This is a genomic window from Escherichia sp. E1V33 (genome assembly GCF_004211955.1).
Taxonomy (GTDB): Bacteria; Pseudomonadota; Gammaproteobacteria; order Enterobacterales; family Enterobacteriaceae; genus Escherichia.
In genome coordinates this window covers 26,189-44,809 of the sequence record NZ_RHJI01000023.1, presented here as the reverse complement: position 1 = coordinate 44,809, position 18,621 = coordinate 26,189, and the positions used below count along the sequence as shown (strand labels likewise).

General features: G+C 47.4%; 12 protein-coding genes. 2 read left to right on the top strand and 10 right to left on the bottom strand.

Annotated elements, in window-relative coordinates; all coding sequences use genetic code 11:
* Positions 1-324: 324 nt before the first annotated feature.
* The 4 genes from bioD to bioB are packed head-to-tail and all read right to left on the bottom strand — an operon-like array spanning position 325 to position 3,931.
* Entirely contained in the window at positions 325-1,005 is a 681-nt protein-coding gene (gene bioD, locus D9742_RS20290) for a dethiobiotin synthase (protein ID WP_130238038.1), read from the bottom strand.
* Positions 998-1,753, bottom strand: coding sequence for a malonyl-ACP O-methyltransferase BioC (bioC, locus tag D9742_RS20285; RefSeq protein ID WP_130238037.1), 756 nt, complete (start codon positions 1,751-1,753; stop codon positions 998-1,000). The genes bioD and bioC overlap by 8 nt, the downstream gene beginning before the upstream one ends.
* On the bottom strand, positions 1,737-2,894 hold the full coding sequence (bioF, locus tag D9742_RS20280; protein ID WP_130238036.1) for an 8-amino-7-oxononanoate synthase: 1,158 nt from the start codon (positions 2,892-2,894) through the stop codon (positions 1,737-1,739). The genes bioC and bioF overlap by 17 nt, the downstream gene beginning before the upstream one ends.
* Positions 2,891-3,931, bottom strand: a complete 1,041-nt coding sequence (gene bioB, locus D9742_RS20275; protein WP_130238035.1) for a biotin synthase BioB — start codon at positions 3,929-3,931, stop codon at positions 2,891-2,893. The genes bioF and bioB overlap by 4 nt, the downstream gene beginning before the upstream one ends.
* Positions 3,932-4,017: 86 nt before the next feature.
* Between bioB and bioA the strand changes: the two genes are divergently transcribed.
* Complete coding sequence (bioA, locus tag D9742_RS20270) at positions 4,018-5,307, top strand: adenosylmethionine--8-amino-7-oxononanoate transaminase (RefSeq protein WP_130238034.1); 1,290 nt, start codon at positions 4,018-4,020, stop codon at positions 5,305-5,307.
* A gap of 58 nt (positions 5,308-5,365) precedes the next feature.
* Complete coding sequence (locus D9742_RS20265) at positions 5,366-5,842, top strand: kinase inhibitor (RefSeq protein WP_000767386.1); 477 nt, start codon at positions 5,366-5,368, stop codon at positions 5,840-5,842.
* Between the two features lie 640 nt (positions 5,843-6,482).
* On the opposite strand, the gene avs2 is transcribed toward D9742_RS20265, so the two are convergent.
* The 6 genes from avs2 to D9742_RS20230 form a co-directional block, all read right to left on the bottom strand.
* On the bottom strand, positions 6,483-10,937 hold the full coding sequence (avs2, locus tag D9742_RS20255; protein WP_130238033.1) for an AVAST type 2 anti-phage system protein Avs2: 4,455 nt from the start codon (positions 10,935-10,937) through the stop codon (positions 6,483-6,485).
* Between the two features lie 530 nt (positions 10,938-11,467).
* Positions 11,468-11,755, bottom strand: a complete 288-nt coding sequence (locus D9742_RS20250) for a hypothetical protein (RefSeq protein ID WP_130238032.1) — start codon at positions 11,753-11,755, stop codon at positions 11,468-11,470.
* A 10-nt stretch (positions 11,756-11,765) separates the two neighbouring features.
* The gene (locus tag D9742_RS20245) at positions 11,766-12,470 is read right to left on the bottom strand and encodes a tail fiber domain-containing protein (RefSeq protein WP_130238031.1); all 705 of its coding nucleotides are present in this window, start codon (positions 12,468-12,470) and stop codon (positions 11,766-11,768) included.
* A gap of 9 nt (positions 12,471-12,479) precedes the next feature.
* The gene (locus D9742_RS20240) at positions 12,480-12,761 is read right to left on the bottom strand and encodes a hypothetical protein (protein ID WP_130238030.1); all 282 of its coding nucleotides are present in this window, start codon (positions 12,759-12,761) and stop codon (positions 12,480-12,482) included.
* Positions 12,758-15,133, bottom strand: a complete 2,376-nt coding sequence (locus D9742_RS20235; RefSeq protein WP_130238029.1) for a prophage tail fiber N-terminal domain-containing protein — start codon at positions 15,131-15,133, stop codon at positions 12,758-12,760. The genes D9742_RS20240 and D9742_RS20235 overlap by 4 nt, the downstream gene beginning before the upstream one ends.
* A 60-nt stretch (positions 15,134-15,193) precedes the next feature.
* A complete protein-coding gene (locus D9742_RS20230) occupies positions 15,194-18,607 on the bottom strand; it encodes a host specificity protein J (protein WP_130238028.1) in 3,414 nt (1,137 codons plus the stop codon).
* Between the last annotated feature and the right edge of the window lie 14 nt (positions 18,608-18,621).

Here is an 18,621-nt window from a genome sequence, read left to right as displayed (position 1 = left end):
AGATGTCACTTTCATGACTGCCATTGCTTTTATATAATCAATTGAAAAATAACAAATATTCCCTTAAGTCTTCTTTCGCGTCAATTCGCGTGCAAGCCGCGTATTCTCTCGCTTGTATCGTGTTTTCTAACTCTAATGCACATGGTTATCCACAGGAATAGTGGATAACTGCCTGCAGCCCGTATGTCCTGCCGCCTGGGCAATTCCCACACTAACCGCATATAGTGGGAGTAAATATTTTTTCTCGATTTTTTTAAAATTTAATTGGTTAAATTGCAGGCAGCAGACGACGCGATCTCGCTCGCAATTTAACCAAATATATTGCTACAGCAATGCGGTGAGATTGAGGTACTTTCCAGTTAGCGCGTTTTCAGGGGATTCATCAAGCCACGGGATCTCCCCAAGCAGCGGTGCGGAAATCATCTGCTTGAGCGTAGCCATATATTCAGCGTGACGTTTGCCCGGTGGAGTAACATCGTTCGCTACCCAGCCTGCAAGGGTAAGTCCGGCTTGCTGTACTGCCTGTGCGGTCAGCATCGCGTGATTAATACAACCGAGTTTCACGCCCACAACCAGTATCACTGGCAGTTGTTCTTGTGTTACCCAATCCGCAAAAGTGAAAGTGTCAGAAAGCGGCGTAAACCAGCCGCCAGCGCCTTCCACTAACACCCAGTCAGCCTGTTGTTCAAGCGCGCGTAATCCGGAGCTCATTACCGATGATTCTATCGGTCTGCCCTCTTGCGCGCTGATGATGTGCGGCGAAGTGGGTTCTGCGAAGGTGTAAGGATTTACCGTTGCGTAATCCAGCTGCAGGCTGCTGTTGCGCTGTAACGCCAACGCGTCGCTATTACTTAATCCTTCTGCAGTTATTTCACTGCCGGAGGCCACCGGTTTGTAACCTGCCGTCCGGTAGCCTGCCGTCTTCGCGGCCTGTAAAAGCGCACAACTGGCGACGGTTTTACCCACTTCGGTATCTGTTCCTGTGACAAAATAGCGTTTACTCACGAACAATCACTCCCAAAAAAAGATGATACGTCAGAGGGTATCGCCCCTGTTTTTGCGGCCAGGCCAGTTGCAGTTGCTGCAACTGTGAACGCGTTAATATTCGCTGGTCGCGCCCTTCATGAAGATGCGTGGCACCGATGCCTTTCAGCGAACGCATGGCACTGAGCGCATCATCAAACCACAGCGTGATGGGCTGAATATGGTGTTGATAATGCACGCCGTTCAGCGACTGTTCGATTTCATCTGGCGGTAAAAAGCGATTAACATGCGAGCGCTCGTCCACCGCCAGCCAGGCCTGATGCAGTTCGGGTAACGATCCCTGCGCCAGTGTGGTAAACGCCACCACACCTCCGGGGCGCACCACCCGATAAAGCTCGCGGAGTGCCGTGGATAAATTACCGCACCACTGCACCGCGAGATTGCTCCATGCAAGATCGAACGTCGCAGTCGCTAACGGCAGGGATTCGATATCTCCCGCCAGATAATAATCTGCGGCATCCTTCTGGCGTGCCTGAACAAGCATTGGCGGCGAGAGATCTAAGGCCGTCACCTGCGCGTGACGTTCTCGCCAGTGGCGGCTCATCCAGCCAGGTCCACAACCAGCGTCCAGCACACGGGCGTATTTACGCTGCGGGAGCATTGCCAGCAAGGCATCGGCGCTCTGGCGCTGTAACGCTGCGTGTTGCTCATACTGTGAGGCAGCCCGACCAAATGCCGCCGCAATGGCTTGTTTATTGACCGTTGCCATGCAGCACCTCCAGCAGACGGTCGATATCCTGTGTTTCATGGGCCGCAGTCAACGTCAGGCGCAGTCGTGCAGTGCCAGCGGGTACAGTTGGCGGGCGAATCGCCGTTACCCAGCAACCTTGCTGGCGCAGTTTTTCTGCCAGTCGTAACGCACGGCTGTTATCACCAACGATTAGTGGCTGAATGGCGCTATGTGAATCTGCAAGAGTAAACGGCAAACCCTGTACTCCGGCACGAGAATGCGTAATAAGCGCCGCCAGTTTTTCGCGCCGTGCGTCCCCCTCTTCACTGCGAATGACCGCCAGCGATGCACGTAATGCCTGCGCCTGAGCGGGCGGCATACTGGTGCTGTAGATAAGATGGCGGGCAAATTGCAGTAGATAATCCGCCACCGTACTGGAGCAAAGCACCGCCGCCCCGCTGACGCCAAATCCTTTGCCAAAAGTCACCACCAGCAATTCTGGTTTTACCTTTTGCAGCCAGCAGCTACCGCGCCCCTGTTCACCGATAACACCCGTGCCGTGGGCATCATCGACCAACAACCAGCCATTGTGCTGTTTCGTTACCTGCTGGATTTCCGCCAGTGGCGCACTATCGCCATCCATGCTAAACACGCCTTCCGTCACCACCAGTTGCTGCCCCGGACAGGGGGAAGCAAGCAGTCGCGCCAGATGAGTGACATCGTTATGAGCAAAACGGCGAAGCTGCGACGGGCTTAAACTGGCAGCCTCCAGCAATGAGGCATGGCTAAGCCGGTCAGCGACAATACGGTCCTCTTTCGCCATCATCGCAGTAATGACCGCCTGATTAGCAGCAAAACCAGAGATAAACAGCAGCGCCCGCGAATAGCCCAGCCACTCGGCAAGTTCTTCTTCCAGCGCCTGATGTGCCACGCTATAACCGCTGACATGCCCAGAGCCGCCGCTACCGACGCCAAATTGTTCCGCGCCCTGCTGCCAGGCACGGATAATTTGCGGATGATGGCTTAAACCTAAATAATCGTTACTGGAAAAGTTCAGATACTGGCGATCACCCGCCACCAGCCAACGTCCGGCTCCTTGCGCCACCGGATAACGGCGACGCCGGGCATTGGCAGCACGCCGCGCATCGAGCGCCGCGTTGATTTTCTCCTGCCAGCTCATAGTGCTGCCGCGTTGTAATATTCGTCAGTGTCCGGGGTCATCAGTGCCTGCTCCAGACGCTGCTGTTGTTCGTTATCGCCCGCCAGCACGGCAGTTTGCTGCGGATTCAGCCCCAGTTTGCGGAATAGTTGCAGGTCTTTATCTTCTTCCGGATTCGGCGTAGTCAGCAGTTTGCAGCCGTAGAAAATCGAGTTTGCGCCAGCCATAAAGCACATTGCCTGAGTCTGTTCGTTCATCTGCTCGCGTCCGGCAGAAAGGCGTACGTAAGAGGTCGGCATCATGATCCGCGCTACGGCAATGGTGCGAATAAAATCAAAGGCATCGACATCATCGTTATCCGCCAGCGGCGTGCCTTTCACCTTCACCAGCATGTTGATTGGTACGCTTTCCGGCGGCGTCGGCAGGTTTGCCAGTTGCAGCAATAATCCGGCGCGATCGTTCACCGTTTCGCCTAAGCCCACAATGCCACCAGAACAGACTTTGATCCCGGCATCGCGCACTTTTTCCAGGGTATCAAGGCGTTCCTGATAAGTACGCGTGGTGATGATATTGCCGTAAAACTCCGGCGAGGTGTCGAGGTTGTGGTTGTAGTAATCCAGCCCGGCATTCGCAAGGCGCTGCGCCTGAGATTCACTCAACGTGCCCAGCGTCATACACGCCTCCAGGCCCATCGCTTTTACTCCCTGTACCATTTGTTCCAGGTACGGCATATCGCGTTCGTGGGGATTCTTCCACGCCGCGCCCATGCAGAAGCGCGTCGATCCCGCCGCTTTCGCTTTGCGCGCCGACTCCAGCACCTGTTCAACTTCCATCAACCGCTCGGCTTCCAGTCCGGTTTTATAGCGCGAGCTTTGCGGACAGTATTTGCAATCTTCCGGACAAGCTCCGGTTTTAATCGACAGCAAAGTGCTGACCTGTACCTGACGAGGATCGAAATGCTGACGATGCACCTGCTGCGCTTCAAACAGCAGATCCAGCAACGGTTTTTCAAATAATTCTGTGACTTGCGACAATGTCCAGCGTGGGCGGTGAGCCATGGGGCTTCTCCAAAACGTGTTTTTTGTTGTTAATTCGGTGTAGACTTGTAAACCTAAATCTTTTCAATTTGGTTTACAAGTCGATTATGACAACGGACGATCTTGCCTTTGACCAACGCCATATCTGGCACCCATACACATCCATGACCTCCCCGCTACCGGTTTATCCGGTGGCGAGCGCTGAAGGTTGCGAGCTAATTTTGTCTGACGGCAGACGCCTGGTTGACGGTATGTCATCCTGGTGGGCGGCGATCCACGGTTACAATCACCCGCAGCTTAATGCGGCGATGAAGTCGCAAATTGATGCCATGTCGCATGTGATGTTTGGCGGTATCACCCATGCGCCAGCCATTGAGCTGTGCCGCAAACTGGTGGCAATGACGCCGCAACCGCTGGAATGCGTTTTTCTCGCGGACTCCGGTTCCGTAGCGGTGGAAGTGGCGATGAAAATGGCGTTGCAGTACTGGCAAGCCAAAGGCGAAGCGCGCCAGCGTTTTCTGACCTTCCGCAATGGTTATCATGGCGATACCTTTGGCGCGATGTCGGTGTGCGATCCGGACAACTCAATGCACAGCTTGTGGAAAGGCTATCTGCCAGAAAACTTGTTTGCTCCAGCCCCGCAAAGCCGCATGGATGGCGAATGGGATGAGCGCGATATGGTGGGCTTTGCCCGCCTGATGGCGGCGCATCGTCATGAAATCGCAGCGGTGATCATTGAACCGATTGTCCAGGGCGCAGGCGGGATGCGCATCTACCATCCGGAATGGTTAAAACGAATCCGCAAAATGTGCGATCGCGAAGGTATCTTGCTGATTGCCGACGAGATCGCCACCGGATTTGGTCGTACCAGCAAACTGTTTGCCTGTGAACATGCAGAAATCTCGCCGGACATTTTGTGCCTCGGTAAAGCCTTAACCGGAGGCACGATGACCCTTTCCGCCACGCTCACCACGCGTGAGGTTGCGGAAACCATCAGTAACGGCGAAGCCGGCTGCTTTATGCATGGGCCAACTTTTATGGGCAATCCGCTGGCCTGCGCAGCAGCAAACGCCAGCCTGACGATTCTCGAATCTGGCGACTGGCAGCATCAGGTAGCGGCTATTGAAGCACAGCTGCGCGAGCAACTTGCCCCCGCCCGTGACGCCGAGATGGTTGCCGATGTGCGCGTGCTGGGGGCCATTGGCGTGGTCGAAACCACTCGTCCGGTGAATATGGCGGCGCTGCAAAAATTCTTTGTCGAACAGGGTGTCTGGATCCGGCCTTTTGGCAAACTGATTTACCTGATGCCGCCCTATATTATTCTCCCGCAACAGTTGCAGCGTCTGACCGCAGCGGTTAACCGCGCGGTACAGGATGAAACATTTTTTTGCCAATAACGGGAAGTCAGCGTGAGGGTTTCTGGCTACACTTTCTGCAAACAAGAAAGGAGGGTTCATGAAACTCATCAGTAATGATCTGCGCGATGGCGATAAATTGCCACATCGTCATGTCTTTAATGGCATGGGTTACGATGGCGATAATATTTCGCCGCATCTGGCGTGGGATGATGTTCCTGCGGGAACGAAAAGTTTTGTTGTCACCTGCTACGACCCGGATGCGCCTACTGGCTCCGGCTGGTGGCACTGGGTAGTTGTTAATTTACCCGCTGATACCCGCGTATTACCGCAAGGGTTTGGCTCTGGTCTGGTGGCAATCCCTGATGGCGTGCTCCAGACACGTACCGATTTTGGTAAAGCCGGATACGGTGGCGCCGCGCCGCCGAAAGGCGAAACCCATCGCTACATTTTTACCGTTCACGCGCTGGATGTAGAACGTATTGATGTCGATGAAGGTGCCAGCGGTGCGATGGTCGGTTTTAACGTCCATTTCCATTCTCTGGCAAGCGCCTCGATTACTGCGATGTTTAGTTAATTACTCTGCCAGATGGCGCAATGCCATCTGGTATCACTTAAAGGTATTAAAAACAACTTTTTATCTTTTTACCTTCCCGTTTCGCTCAACTTAGTATAAAAAAGCTGAATGAGAAACGTAAAATGATATAAATATCAATATATTAAATTAGATTTTGCATAAAAAACAGACTACATAATACTGTAAAACACAACATATGCAGTCACTATGAATCAACTACTTAGATGGTATTAGTGACCTGTAACAGAGCATTAGCGCAAGGTGATTTTTGTCTTCTTGCGCTAATTTTTTGTCATCAAACCTGTCGCACTCCAGAGAAGCACAAAGCCTCGCAATCCAGTGCAAAGCTTTGCGTGCCCCCACTACGACCTGCATAACCAGTAAGAAGATAAACGTGACGACAAACGGCGCAGCAGTTTTCTTTTCTTTCACACTTTCCCATCCCCATCCCCATCCCCATCCCCATCCCCACCATGCATACTTTTCTGCCATAACTAAAGAGAATGCCTGTTATGCGCAATAAACAGGCATTAGCGCCGCTAGCATATTAGCTACCATTCGACTGCCACACTTAAGATTGATTTCTTAAGCATAACCCGGTTTCTAATGCTACTTATATATTCAGCTCTGAGATTCATTTTTATCTCGTAAAGCTAGTTTTATGACTTCCTGTTAGCTGACTGTCTTCATAATAAAATGCTCCACTAAACTCCTGTCGGCCATAATGATGACTTGATGTGAGTGATCCCCCTATAACACCTTTTTCACCTAATAATGTCCAAACGATTTCAAAACCATTGTCACTTAACATTGTTAAAAATGGTTCTTTTTTAACAAGTAGATGCGGCTTTGAAGCATATACAGCTTCAGCTGCAAAGCAAACCATAGTTCCATTTTCATCATTGAAGCTACCCTCTACTTCCCCACTTTTTAAGCCCATCTTTTCAAAGATTAAGTTACTAGGCTTCAAAAAATTCAAAGTTTCTATTTTTGATTTGTCGAACTCCTCTTCCCACAAATAATTAATCGAAGTGACACTAACATCAGCTATCTTAGCTCCAGACTCCCGGTCTGTTACCGAAGTCCAGTCAGATCCACCATAATAATCTGATTTAAAAGACTTAAATGCTTCGGACCAATAGTACTCCCTATTAAATAATTGGTATCTATCAGTACATTCCGGCATCCACCTGCCCATAAAGTCTTGAGCTATTGCCCAACATCTAAAATTTTCAAATTCTTCAACTTTAACGATATAACTTCTGATCTGATACCAAACCTCTTTTCGTGGGTGCCCCCAATCATCGTTTCCAATAATTTTTGGTTCTTTCCATGATGGATAACTTTCTAATACTATCCATTCATCACCATTATCATCTTTAACTTCAATCAAAGCATATGGATTAGTTATAGTAGTAGAACTTTTAACCCAGTCTTCATTAGAGCAAGTCCAATCAAACACTTCATCATTAAGCCACCACATTTCTTTATTGCTTATTTTTTTCGTTCCAGTTTCTTTAAGTAAGATAGTGGGATCTATATCTCTTACGTAAGGCTCCCATGGCCCTTGGTATGGATTTTCCTTTCGTTCGTCACCATAACCTTCAAAACGAATAAAATTATCGGCTAGCCTTGCCATGTATTCATAATAAGCAATCCATTGGTATTTTTTACCGATCCGTTCTTGGAATGCCTCTCTACGTCCACGTCCAGTTCCTATTTGTTGGTCAAAATTACCATGCTTCTCCGGATCCCAACCAAGCTCCATAACACGATTGAATATAAATTGTTGAGCTAGTCGAAGATCAAAGTGTTTATCAGTTTCCAGAAGATTATTATTATGATCTAGGTATGGCTCTATTTCATTTTCAAACTCACTTAACAGATCGTATGACAATGAATTCTTAAATAATTTCTTGCTCGCCTTTATTTCTTCCTGTGCTTTTCTACCGACCACACGACCAAATTTAATTCCTTCACATTTATCATCATAAATGAAAGGATCTGTAGCATCATACAAATCTTTTTGTTGATCAGTTAGTTTAGATTTGAAAGTTTTAAAAACTTGCTTACGGTCAACAGGGGTTTCATTAAACTTGCAACCAGACCAATCAGAATGATTATAATTTGTTCCAATAGTATATCGTGAAAAGTCCCCACCTCCCATAATCGAGCTCCAGAGTGCCCGATAAGGTTCTTTATCATAAAGGGACTCTAGTTCCTCTTTTGAAGGAATCTTGTCAGGCCAAATGCTGTTGTAGGGTGGTCTAGTCTTGGATAATTCAATGCTTTCAAGCTCCAATCCAAGATGATTAGCGAATTCAATAATCTCTCTAGCATAATCTCTAAGTAATATATTTGGATACACATACTCAGAACAAAATACCTTTTGGTAAACAGTTTCGGCTAAATATTTTAGTTCTTTAATATCATCAGTTCGCAATGTACAGCCTAATGCAACTGCAAATATTCTTTCCCAAACGTAAGGATCATTTACACCATAAAACTTATCAATTATTTTTCTCAATACAGGAATTCTTGGCTCGAGTAAACTCACTAAAGCCTTGGTTGAGCAATCTCGAAGTTCTCGGTTACTAGAAGTTAAAAACCAGCATAAACTAGTTGCAACTAGCTCGATTGACTCATCCGAAACGAAGCTTTTGTCTGTTCTGCCCCATGCCCAATCGATTAAATGCCTAAATGCTGAGTCTTCACTATATTTATATTTAAGTTTTGTAGTCCAAAACGAATCTCGATTTGCCAAAGGGTAATCTTTTAGCCAATCATGCAAGAAATTAGCATTAAAGGGATGGTCAACTAAACCTGAAATAGAGATCACTGCTTCGAGGAAATGATCAAAACTATCTTTAAATTTAAAAACATGTTCATTGATGAAAGGTCTGATTTTTTCGAAATCAATAGCCTTAATATCTCGCCATATCAAGCTATCAATAAAGGCTTCTAGTAATTTATGATTATTGCTGAACTCCGGCAGAAATTCATAAAGCTCTTTTCCATACTTTTCTGGCAATTGAATAGACAGCGCCTCTACTATTCCCGAGTTTATATAAAAGTCACATTCATCATGAAAATATTTTTTCAGACGACCATCTGACTTAAATTCACTTTCGATATTTTCAACATCATTTAATAAAAAATTAACAGTTAAATGATCATCAAACCTTTCAAAAGCCACATGAACTACTTCCTCAGTAGAATTATCATCATTTCTCACTATGCCTTTAGTCAATAATCCTTCGTCAATCAAGGCGCTGAGGAAGGTTTTATCAGCAACATAATCATTAACTACAGATTGAACCACTGAGTGAGCATCTCTAAGTGAAATACTAGTACGACCAATCTCTAATTTGAATTTTATGATTTCATTGAGAGCATCTTTAACAAGAGGAAAACTGGGATCGAATGCATATTTTCTTGGCGATGCTAATGATTTATTTGCCCCTTCCACTAAAAAGTTAAAAATATTTGAAATCCCATTAAATCCAACAGGCACTTTGGTTAAACCATTTTTCTTAATGCCTTCACACAATAACTTAAGAAATAGAGGGTTTTTAAACTCTGGATTAAGGTTAGGTGATGAAGGCCTCTCTATATTGTAATAATCATAAAATAGACTAACCGCTTCCAACTCAACGTTCTGAAATCCAATATGTTCATGAATTTCAAAATTATTTCGCTCAACATTCTCATGTGAAATTGTTACATTTCTATATGTTGTTCTGACTGACATTATCAGACCAAGCCATTCAAAGCCTCTGATTTCATCGACAAAACTGTTAATATTGTCATTCCAGAATTTATTTCCATTACCTTCATTAATAGCATCAATAAAAACTAAGACTCTTTTTCCTGTTTTTTTGCCATATAAATTCAGTTTTTCCAGGAATTCACGAGATGTGATTTTAAGCTGTAATCTCTTGAAGATTTGTGACCATGGAGATTCATCTGAAGTAAGTTGTTGCCCTAGTATGAGTAGAGAAGGATACCCAGAAGCAATTCGATTTTTAATCACATCAGCCAGTAAATGAGACTTACCAATTCCAGCTTTTCCTTCGAGAAGTAAGAATGGGTTGTTAGCCAACTTCACTGTTGTTGAATTAATGAATGTACGTAATTCATTGCACGCATAGTCAAGTTCCCGAAGCATTCGTAGAGTAGATGAATACTTATCACTGTAATGCTTGGTTTCACCTACTTGTTCTGACTTTTCTCGGAGTTCCCACAATATTGATTCCGCTCCGCCAATAGCTGTCTGGCAGCTAGAAACATAGTTATTAAATTTATTTATAGGGATTTCATCTAATTTAGAAAAATTAATTTCTTGATATATATCAGAAATTGCTTTTAAGGACTGGTCTATTTCAGATAATTGTGAGGAAATTACATCGCAACTATGTAATTTCTTTCCAGTGACCAGAAAACTATCTATATGCGAATAAAATATTTTAGAAAAATTATTAGTTCTACCGAGACCATCAAATATCTCTGCTATTTCTAGCTTTACGTTGAGTTCGGGTGTGTATCGGCCTCCCAAGTCAGCTATTGCTTGACTACTTTTCTCATTTAACCAATCATCACTCAAGTGAAAAGTTAGTTTCTCATCTATAGACCGCAAAACAAGTTTAATTTGAATAAGCTCTTCATTAATATCGAATATTTTTTCTTTATAAGTTTCTTCGATATGTAGCTTTTTTAACTTCGAACAATTATTTATTTTTAACGACAACATCCCATAAAAAAGGCTGAGTTGTTGTTGAGTTGGGGGAGTGACGCTTGGATATTCTTTGAACTTGTCTAATAACATCTCTTTGTCAGGGAACTCTTTAAAAAGGATGTGCTCATTCAACATCTCAAACAATGGTTTAGAATGATAAAATGGAATTGCTCCACTTTCTACTGGATATGTTTCTTCAAACTCAATTGCCGTCTCTTCAATTAGTTGATATAATCTATCCACATATTTTTCTGTGGGGAATAATGCTTTCTTAATCCAACTATATCCTTCTTGAGAAATGAATTGATCAATAAGTTTAGTTGCTACATAAGTTGCCACTGTAATTGATATGGGTTCCATGATTAGCTTCTTCCAATAATTAAATTTTTTACCAAGCGTTTATGCTTTCCAATAATTATTACATCTCACCGTAAAACATATTTATATGGTTTTAAACCTATCTGTAAATCTTGACACCTTGGCAAGAACCTAATCCTACATTTTAATATCAATCTATATAATATCGCCAGCGTCATAATAATCGGGCTTGTCATAGTTAAGTATTCACCTCCGATATCCCAATGAGATAAGTAAGTTATAAGTGTTATAAATGAAAAGGTTACATTTTTCAAAGAGTTATTATGATGGAATATTATTCAAAACGCAATGTGGCTGAAACGAGTCTGAATCTAACATCCGCTCCTAGCACATAGCAGCCATAGAGACAGTGGCGTAAAGTCATGGAGGATCGGTGGGAGAAGGTGCAAATCCTCCCATACAAAAAATACGTAAAAACGGTAACGGCTGGAAATCATTCAATACTCGCACTATCGAAGTTAACCAGCCAGCCGCAGTATCCTATCATGACAAGTTACTGCGGCTTTTTATATTTAACGGATCAACAGCCAGACCAGCAGACACACCACTACTGGCACAGCAAAATCCATCAGGCTTGCCACATCCCATGCACGAGGATCAAAACCGCCCCACCACGGCATGTTAATCCGCTTGCCATGCCCGAACATTTCAATCCAGCGATATTCTGCCTGGGTGTGTTCACGCGCAATGAAGAACGTACAACCGGCTATCGCTCCGTAAGCCCAGTTCCCGGTAAAAAGACCAATCAGTAGCTGCGCAGCCACAGCACAAAGTGCATGAAGTAAGGGGCTTATATCCATTACTCCTCCTTTATCCGATATCGCTTCGGGAAGTTGATAACAGCTTTAATTCTGACTCAAGTTCATCAACTTTTTCTGTCAGTTTCTGGATATGGTGAATCAGTGGAACAACCAGACGTTCGTACATCACACCTTCGGCAACAAGGCCATTGCTGGAAATAGCTTCCGGTGCATCATCTTCGTTAGCTGGTCGCCAGTGTACAAACTGAGGGGCAATTTCTCCTACTTCCTCGGCAATCAATCCGTAGAATCCCCAGTCACGCCTGTCATTTTCGCATTGCGACCTGTACCACACAGGGCGCATCTTGAAAATGAGATCGGCGTGCTCTGAATCTATCGTCTCTACTGAATGTTTATAGCGGATAGACGATGTTGACCGCAGCACAGACGAAATTGCGGGGTCAGGATTAAGATAAAGGTTTGCCGCCGCTGTAGTCGTGCCCAATCCCCACAAATAAAACGCTTCACGACCAGTCAGCGGGTAAAAATCTCCACCATAACGACCACTTTCCAGATCGTTCACTTCCACTTTGTTTTTCAGCTTATTATCAACTTCAGTTTTTGTGTATCTGGAGCTGATATCCTGCTTTGCACTGGTCATCTCAGTCTGAAGCGTTGATACTTTTCCGTTAATTGAGGAAATATCTTCCTTAGCTTTACTGACATCTCCCTTTAGCGTGGTAATGTCTCCCGGAATTACTGTCGATGTAGCCATTTTTCTTCCTCACATCCAGCCACGAAGTTGATGCTCAACAGCAACCACGTATTCATCGAATATTGACGGTGTTTTCACATCATTAATGATGCGCACGTTTACAAAATATCCGTCTTCCTTAACACATACCGGTTCGCCATCTTCATTCAGTTCTCCGGTTTCTTTGTACACGTTACCTATCACGTCAATAAGAATATCATCCTGCATCGACTCGTCATCATAATAGCCAGTGCTATCCATAAAGGCCGAAAAGTCGGCCTTGTCTGCAAATTTAAGGGTTAAGTCTCTCATGATATTTTTTCTCCCATTTGTGTCTCGGTCAATTCTTTATGCCAGATCCTAAAATTTCGAATATGACCGAATAAGTGACGTTCACCCGTTGAAGTTTGCCCACCAAAACGAATGCTTGTATTCTTAGTTACATATCTCCACGCGGTTTTTTTAGGAACACTAGGAGGAATATCACCATTCAAAACAATATGAACACCATAATCTTTAGTAATTCTAAATCCAGCAACGAACTTTCTTTCTTTCGTTACCAGGTAACTATTAACGCGTCCAGCATCTGCACCAACATCAATATAAGGGCTACCAGTATTTGCGGCAGTACCGCCACGGCAACCAAAAATAACGGCCTGGCCAGTTGGCACACCGGAAAAATCCATTATACGTGGTGCTGCATTAGGAGGAAGTTCCCATTCCCAATTTCGATGAACTTCGGCTAAAACTGTAATAGGTGCGTCATACATATTATTCTTAACAGGAATGTTAACCAAATCACTAGCGCGGGTAGCTGGTACGTCGTTAGTTATGATTAATGATGTTGCATGAGAACATTTCTCTACCTGAGCGGTTGCCGCCTTTATGTAATTTCCTGCGACCAATTCGCCGCCACTTTTAGCAAGCATTTCAGTACGAGCATAAACGCTCATATCTTCGGTGGCTTTAAATGTCGATTGGAAAAAATACCATCCACTAGCAGGATCATAATCAACGCGACTAGACAAAACATCACTAACTAGTTTAGCGGTATCAAGATCCAACATAGCATCAGCAATAAATGTGTTTCCGTTCCCGTCATCATTTAATTTTGAAATACGATGGCGAGCGCGACAACCAGCCCCCTTAACACGAATAGATATAGTAACATATTCACCACCAACAACTGGAATCACACGGGATGTCCCAGTAGAAATCAACGTAACTGGCCCAGTGTCGGATGATTCTTTATAAGTGAATGTTGCTTGAGTAAAACCAAATTCATCAATAGAGTTTTCACTAACAGATAAACGGTTTGTATTTCTGTTCCAGTTCGCTGGTGAGTTACTATTAATAAAGTTATTAGTCGTAGTACCTTCAATCAACAAACCATTTTTTTCGAAGCGTGGTTCGTCAATTGCAGCCTCCGTCAGTACACCAGATTTGTTAATGTAGGTTGCTTTCGATGCGCGTTTAAACTTTACAACCTTATCGCCAGGCATTGTTATTTCATCATCACCAATAACAATCTTTTTATATGATGGCGAAAAGCCCGTAATCATATCCAGTGAATCGTTAAACGGTATCCACACATCGGGAAGCGGCTGCAAAACTTGTTTATACGGCTCCGCAGCCTGGCTTGCATACTCTCTGGCTGCGTCTTCACTTGCTTTTGCAGCCGTCTGGCTTGCAGCGGATGCTTTCGCCGAGTTAGCCGCCGCAGTCTCGCTCGCCTTTGCGTTGGTTTCACTGGTTTTTGCAGCTTTTTGACTGTTGGCTGATGCAGTGGCAGAAGAAGCTGCAGCACTTGCAGAACCGGCTGCGGCACTCTCGCTTTGGGCCGCTGCATCCTGACTGTTTTTCGCCGCAGTTTCGCTGGCTTTGGCATTCGTTTCGCTGGTCTTCGCTGCCGTCTGGCTGGACTTTGCGTTAGTTTCGCTCGTCTTCGCTGCTTTCTGGCTGTTAGCCGCAGCAGTTGCTGATCCAGCTGCTGAAGTTGCAGAACCGGCTGCCGCGCTCTCGCTTTCGGCTGCTGCAGCCTGGCTGTTTTTCGCCGCAGTTTCACTGGCTTTGGCATTCGTTTCGCTGGTTTTCGCTGCCGTCTGACTGGACTTTGCGTTGGTTTCGCTCGTCTTTGCAGCTGTCTCGCTGTTTTTCGCGTTGGTTTCTGATTTTTTGGCTGCTGTCGCGGAGTTTGCCGATGCAGTCTGTGAGGCCGCTGCCGCCTGTGCGCTGTTAGCTGCATTCGTTTCTGAGGTTTTCGCCGCGTTCTTCGATGATGCCGCTGCAGTTTCGGATTTCTTTGCCGCCGCTGCGCTCTGAGAGGCGGCTTCAGCGTTGCGTGCTGCTTCTTCCACCATTGCCTCAAAACGACGCAATGCCTCCGGCATGACATCATCTTCCGTCATGGCACCGAGAAAATCATTCAGCGTACCAGGTCTGGAACCTTCATAGACGGTAATGGTTCCGGCATGTGAAGGCGGAAAACCTTCAACCAGCAGGATAACGCTGTACTGGCCATACTCAACATCCATGCGATAACGCCCGGCTTCATCCGGATTTTCAGAGGCCACCGTGTTCACCAGTACCGTGGCGCTGTTACGCTTTGCCTTCAATTGAATAGTGCAGTTCTGTATTGGTTTTCCCGCACCATCTTTCAGCACACCTGAAATCTGTACTGCCATACTCACTCCACAAATAAAAAAGGCGCCATTTCTGGCGCCCGTATTGGGGTTATAAATATTTCAACGGATACTGATACCGGAAGCAGCTTTTTTGGTCACAATCACTGTACAGTCTGTGATGTTACCTGCGCCCTGATTGCCTTTCTGGAAAATCTTAAACTCCAGAGTGACACTACCACCACCACTCGGCATATCAATAACCGCACTGTAACTACCGGGAATGGCTCCTTTAGTTTCTCTGGATGCGATTAATACGCCGTTTTTGCGAACTTCAAAACCATAACCCGTGTATCGCGTACCTCCCGGGTTATTACCGCTCCCCGGATCGTCATACGCCACACCGTTAAAAATAATGGGCGGAATAATGATTTGGCGGTCAAAGTTATGATCATCGTAAATGGTGACTGTAACCGTCCCGCCTGGTGTTTCCGTATCGCCCCACGAGCCAGTTTTTTTCGGGAATGGCTTAGATACAGCTTTAACGAAGTCACCTCTGACCTGAGTAGCCTCGAGCATTCCCTTAATCGTACAGTTCTCATTTATCGTGACGTTGTTGAGCGTCCCGGAGTTCGCATTCACGTTACCGCTGATATCGGCATTTTTCGCCGTCAACCGCCCGTCCGGTGTCAGGGAAAATACCGGCGGATTGCCGCCGCTGGTAATGGTGGGAGCCGTCAGATACTTCAGGAACACTTCGTTCATGAATATCTGGTTGCCCTGCGCCACAAACATCGGAGTTTCATTCCCGTTTGCCGGGTCAATAAACGCGATACGGTTAGCGGCAACCAGGAACTGGCTCAGTTTACCTTCCTCCGTATCCTCCATGCTGAGGCCAAGCCCCGCGACATAATGCCTGCCGTCTTCGGCCTGCTCAATTTTGACGCCCCACATGGCATTCCATTTATCGTTGGCGTCTTTCCACTCTTTCGAAAACTCCTCCAGTTTGCTGGCGTTATCCTCCGTCAGCTCGACTTTTTCCAGCAGCTCCTTGCCGAGATGGGATTCGGTTATCTGGCCTTTGAAAAAATCCAGGTAACCTTCCGCATCATCGCTCGCCTGACCGACAGCCTCCACGAATGCCGATTTGCCAACAGTATTCACACTGCGGATATAAAAATAATAATCATGGCCCGGCTTAATATTGATACTGGCAGCTATCCAGTACAGCGCCGTGCCAAGATAGCGGGCTGTGGTTTCAACCTGCCTGATATCCGCAATCCGCTTTTCCGAGAACCAGAATTCAAACTGTACCGTCGGGTCATAAACGGCAAGATGCGGCGTTGCGGTTATCTGAAAATAGCCCGGCGTCAGCTCAATCCGCGACGGTGCTGCCGGTGCGGCAATCCGGAACGATACCGACGCCGGATCGCCCTGCTGTCCCCACGCATTTACCGCCCGGACTGTCAGCCTGTAGTTTCCCAGCGCCAGTTGCGTGAATCGGTATGTGGTTTCCGTCGTCCGGGCCGTGCTGACCAGCCGCTCACTGCCGTCGTCCGCTGCCACGGTCAGGCGAAGCAGGAAGCTCACGCCCTTCACCACCTTCGGCGTGTCCCAGCGCGCCAGCACCTGATATTCCCCGCTGTCTGCGGTGACTTCTGCGGTCAGGTGCTGCACCGCTGGCGGCGTGACACCATTCACCGTGCCGCTCTGGTCACCGTCAAAGTGCGCCCCGTTATCCACGATGGCTTCTTTCTCCGGTACATGCTGCACGGCAGTGATGGCATACGTACCGTCATCGTTCTCACGGATACTCACACAGCGGAACAGGCGCTGGCGCAGCGTCGGCAGCTTCAGCCCCCACACGCTGTACTCGGCAACGCCGTCAGGAACCCGGCTCACTTTCACCTTCACGCCGTCGGTGACGGACTGGACCTCCACGCTGACCGGATTCCCCTGTCCGTCAACCAGGCTTATCAGCGTGGTGCCGGAGGATGGCAGCATGATTTCACGGTCGAGCGTCAGTGTCCGCGTCTGGCTGTTCACCGCCAGCACGCGCCCGCCGATGCTGATGCCCGCATAGTCATCATCGCAGATTTCAATGACATCGCCCGGTACATGGCGAAGCCCTTCTGCGCCCACGCTGAAGTCCACGGTCTGCGTTTCCAGCAGCTCCGTTTTAATCAGCCACAGCCCGGCGCGGTGTGCCTGCCCCCGGCTGGTACAGCCAAAGGCATCCATCTTCGTGACGTTACGACCGTAACGGGCAATGGCCTGCGTGTCCTCCACAAGCTCTGTTGCCGTTTCCCAGCCGTTATCCGGGTCAATCCAGTTCACCTCAACGGCATTATGGCGATCCTTCAGGGCGCTGAAGCTGTAGCGGAACGGCGCGCCATCATCCGGCATCACCACATTACTGCGGTTATAGGTCCACACCTTATCCGACGGTCGGTCCTGCACGAACGTCAGCGTCTGTCCGTTCCATACCGGCATACAGCGCATCGCCGAGCAGAAATCGCTGAGAACATCCCACGCCTTACGCTGCGTGGTCAGGTAAGCATTACAGGTGATGCGCGGCTCCGTGCCACCAAAGCCATCCGGCACCGACTGGTCGCAATTCTGGCCGATGACATACAGCGCCCATTTATCCACATCCGCCGCACCAAGACGTTTCCCCATGCCGTAGCGCGGATGGGTCAGCATATCCCACAGACACCATGCCATGTTGTTGCTGTATGCCGGTTTAAACGTTCCGTCCCAGATACCGCTGTATTGCCGTGTCTGTGGGTTATAGTTCGATGGCACCTGCAGAATGCGCCCGCGAAGATGATAATTACGGCTCACCTGCTGGCTGCCGAACTGTTCTGAGTCCACCTGCACGCCGACCAGTGCCGTGTTCGGGTAGCATTGTTTCACATCGATGATTTCGGTGTATGACGACCAGAGCGTTTTGTTCTGCAGCTGGTCTGTGGTGCTGTCCGGCGTCATCCTGCGCATCCGGATATTAAACGGGCGCGGCGGCAGGTTATCCACCACCACCGAGGCCAGATACTGTGAGGTGGTTTTGCCCTTAATGGTGATGTCTTTTTCCGTCACCCAGCCACCGTTACGTTGTATCTGAACCAGCAGGCGAACTTCCGACGGATTCCGGTCACCCTTTGAGGTGGTTTCCACCAGTGCCTGCACACCAAAGGTAAAGCGCAGACGGTCGATGTTTGCAGACGTGATGGTGCGGGTTATCGGCGTGTCGTATTTCACTTCCGTACCCAGCACCGTCTCGGAGCCGGAGGATTCAAAACCCTCCGGCGGTGTCTGTTCCTGCTCACCTGCCCGGAACACCACCGTGACACCGGAGATGTTGGTATTCCCCTCACTGTCCAGCACCGGTGTACTGTTCAGCAGCACGCTTTTTAATCCATCCACCGGACCTTCAATCGGCCCTTCGCTGATGGCATCGATCACACTCAGCAACTGCGTGGACTTCAGGTTGTCCTTTGCTTCGCGCGGGGTATGCCCCTTACTGCCGCCTTTACCCATTCGTCATGCTCCAT

Coding starts and splice junctions, on each gene's coding strand:
- bioC (WP_130238037.1), bottom strand. CDS start 1,753: ATGGCAACGGTCAATAAACAAGCCATTGCGGCGGCATTTGGTCGGGCT.
- bioF (WP_130238036.1), bottom strand. CDS start 2,894: ATGAGCTGGCAGGAGAAAATCAACGCGGCGCTCGATGCGCGGCGTGCT.
- bioB (WP_130238035.1), bottom strand. CDS start 3,931: ATGGCTCACCGCCCACGCTGGACATTGTCGCAAGTCACAGAATTATTT.
- bioA (WP_130238034.1), top strand. CDS start 4,018: ATGACAACGGACGATCTTGCCTTTGACCAACGCCATATCTGGCACCCA.
- D9742_RS20265 (WP_000767386.1), top strand. CDS start 5,366: ATGAAACTCATCAGTAATGATCTGCGCGATGGCGATAAATTGCCACAT.
- avs2 (WP_130238033.1), bottom strand. CDS start 10,937: ATGGAACCCATATCAATTACAGTGGCAACTTATGTAGCAACTAAACTT.
- D9742_RS20250 (WP_130238032.1), bottom strand. CDS start 11,755: ATGGATATAAGCCCCTTACTTCATGCACTTTGTGCTGTGGCTGCGCAG.
- D9742_RS20245 (WP_130238031.1), bottom strand. CDS start 12,470: ATGGCTACATCGACAGTAATTCCGGGAGACATTACCACGCTAAAGGGA.
- D9742_RS20240 (WP_130238030.1), bottom strand. CDS start 12,761: ATGAGAGACTTAACCCTTAAATTTGCAGACAAGGCCGACTTTTCGGCC.
- D9742_RS20235 (WP_130238029.1), bottom strand. CDS start 15,133: ATGGCAGTACAGATTTCAGGTGTGCTGAAAGATGGTGCGGGAAAACCA.
- D9742_RS20230 (WP_130238028.1), bottom strand. CDS start 18,607: ATGGGTAAAGGCGGCAGTAAGGGGCATACCCCGCGCGAAGCAAAGGAC.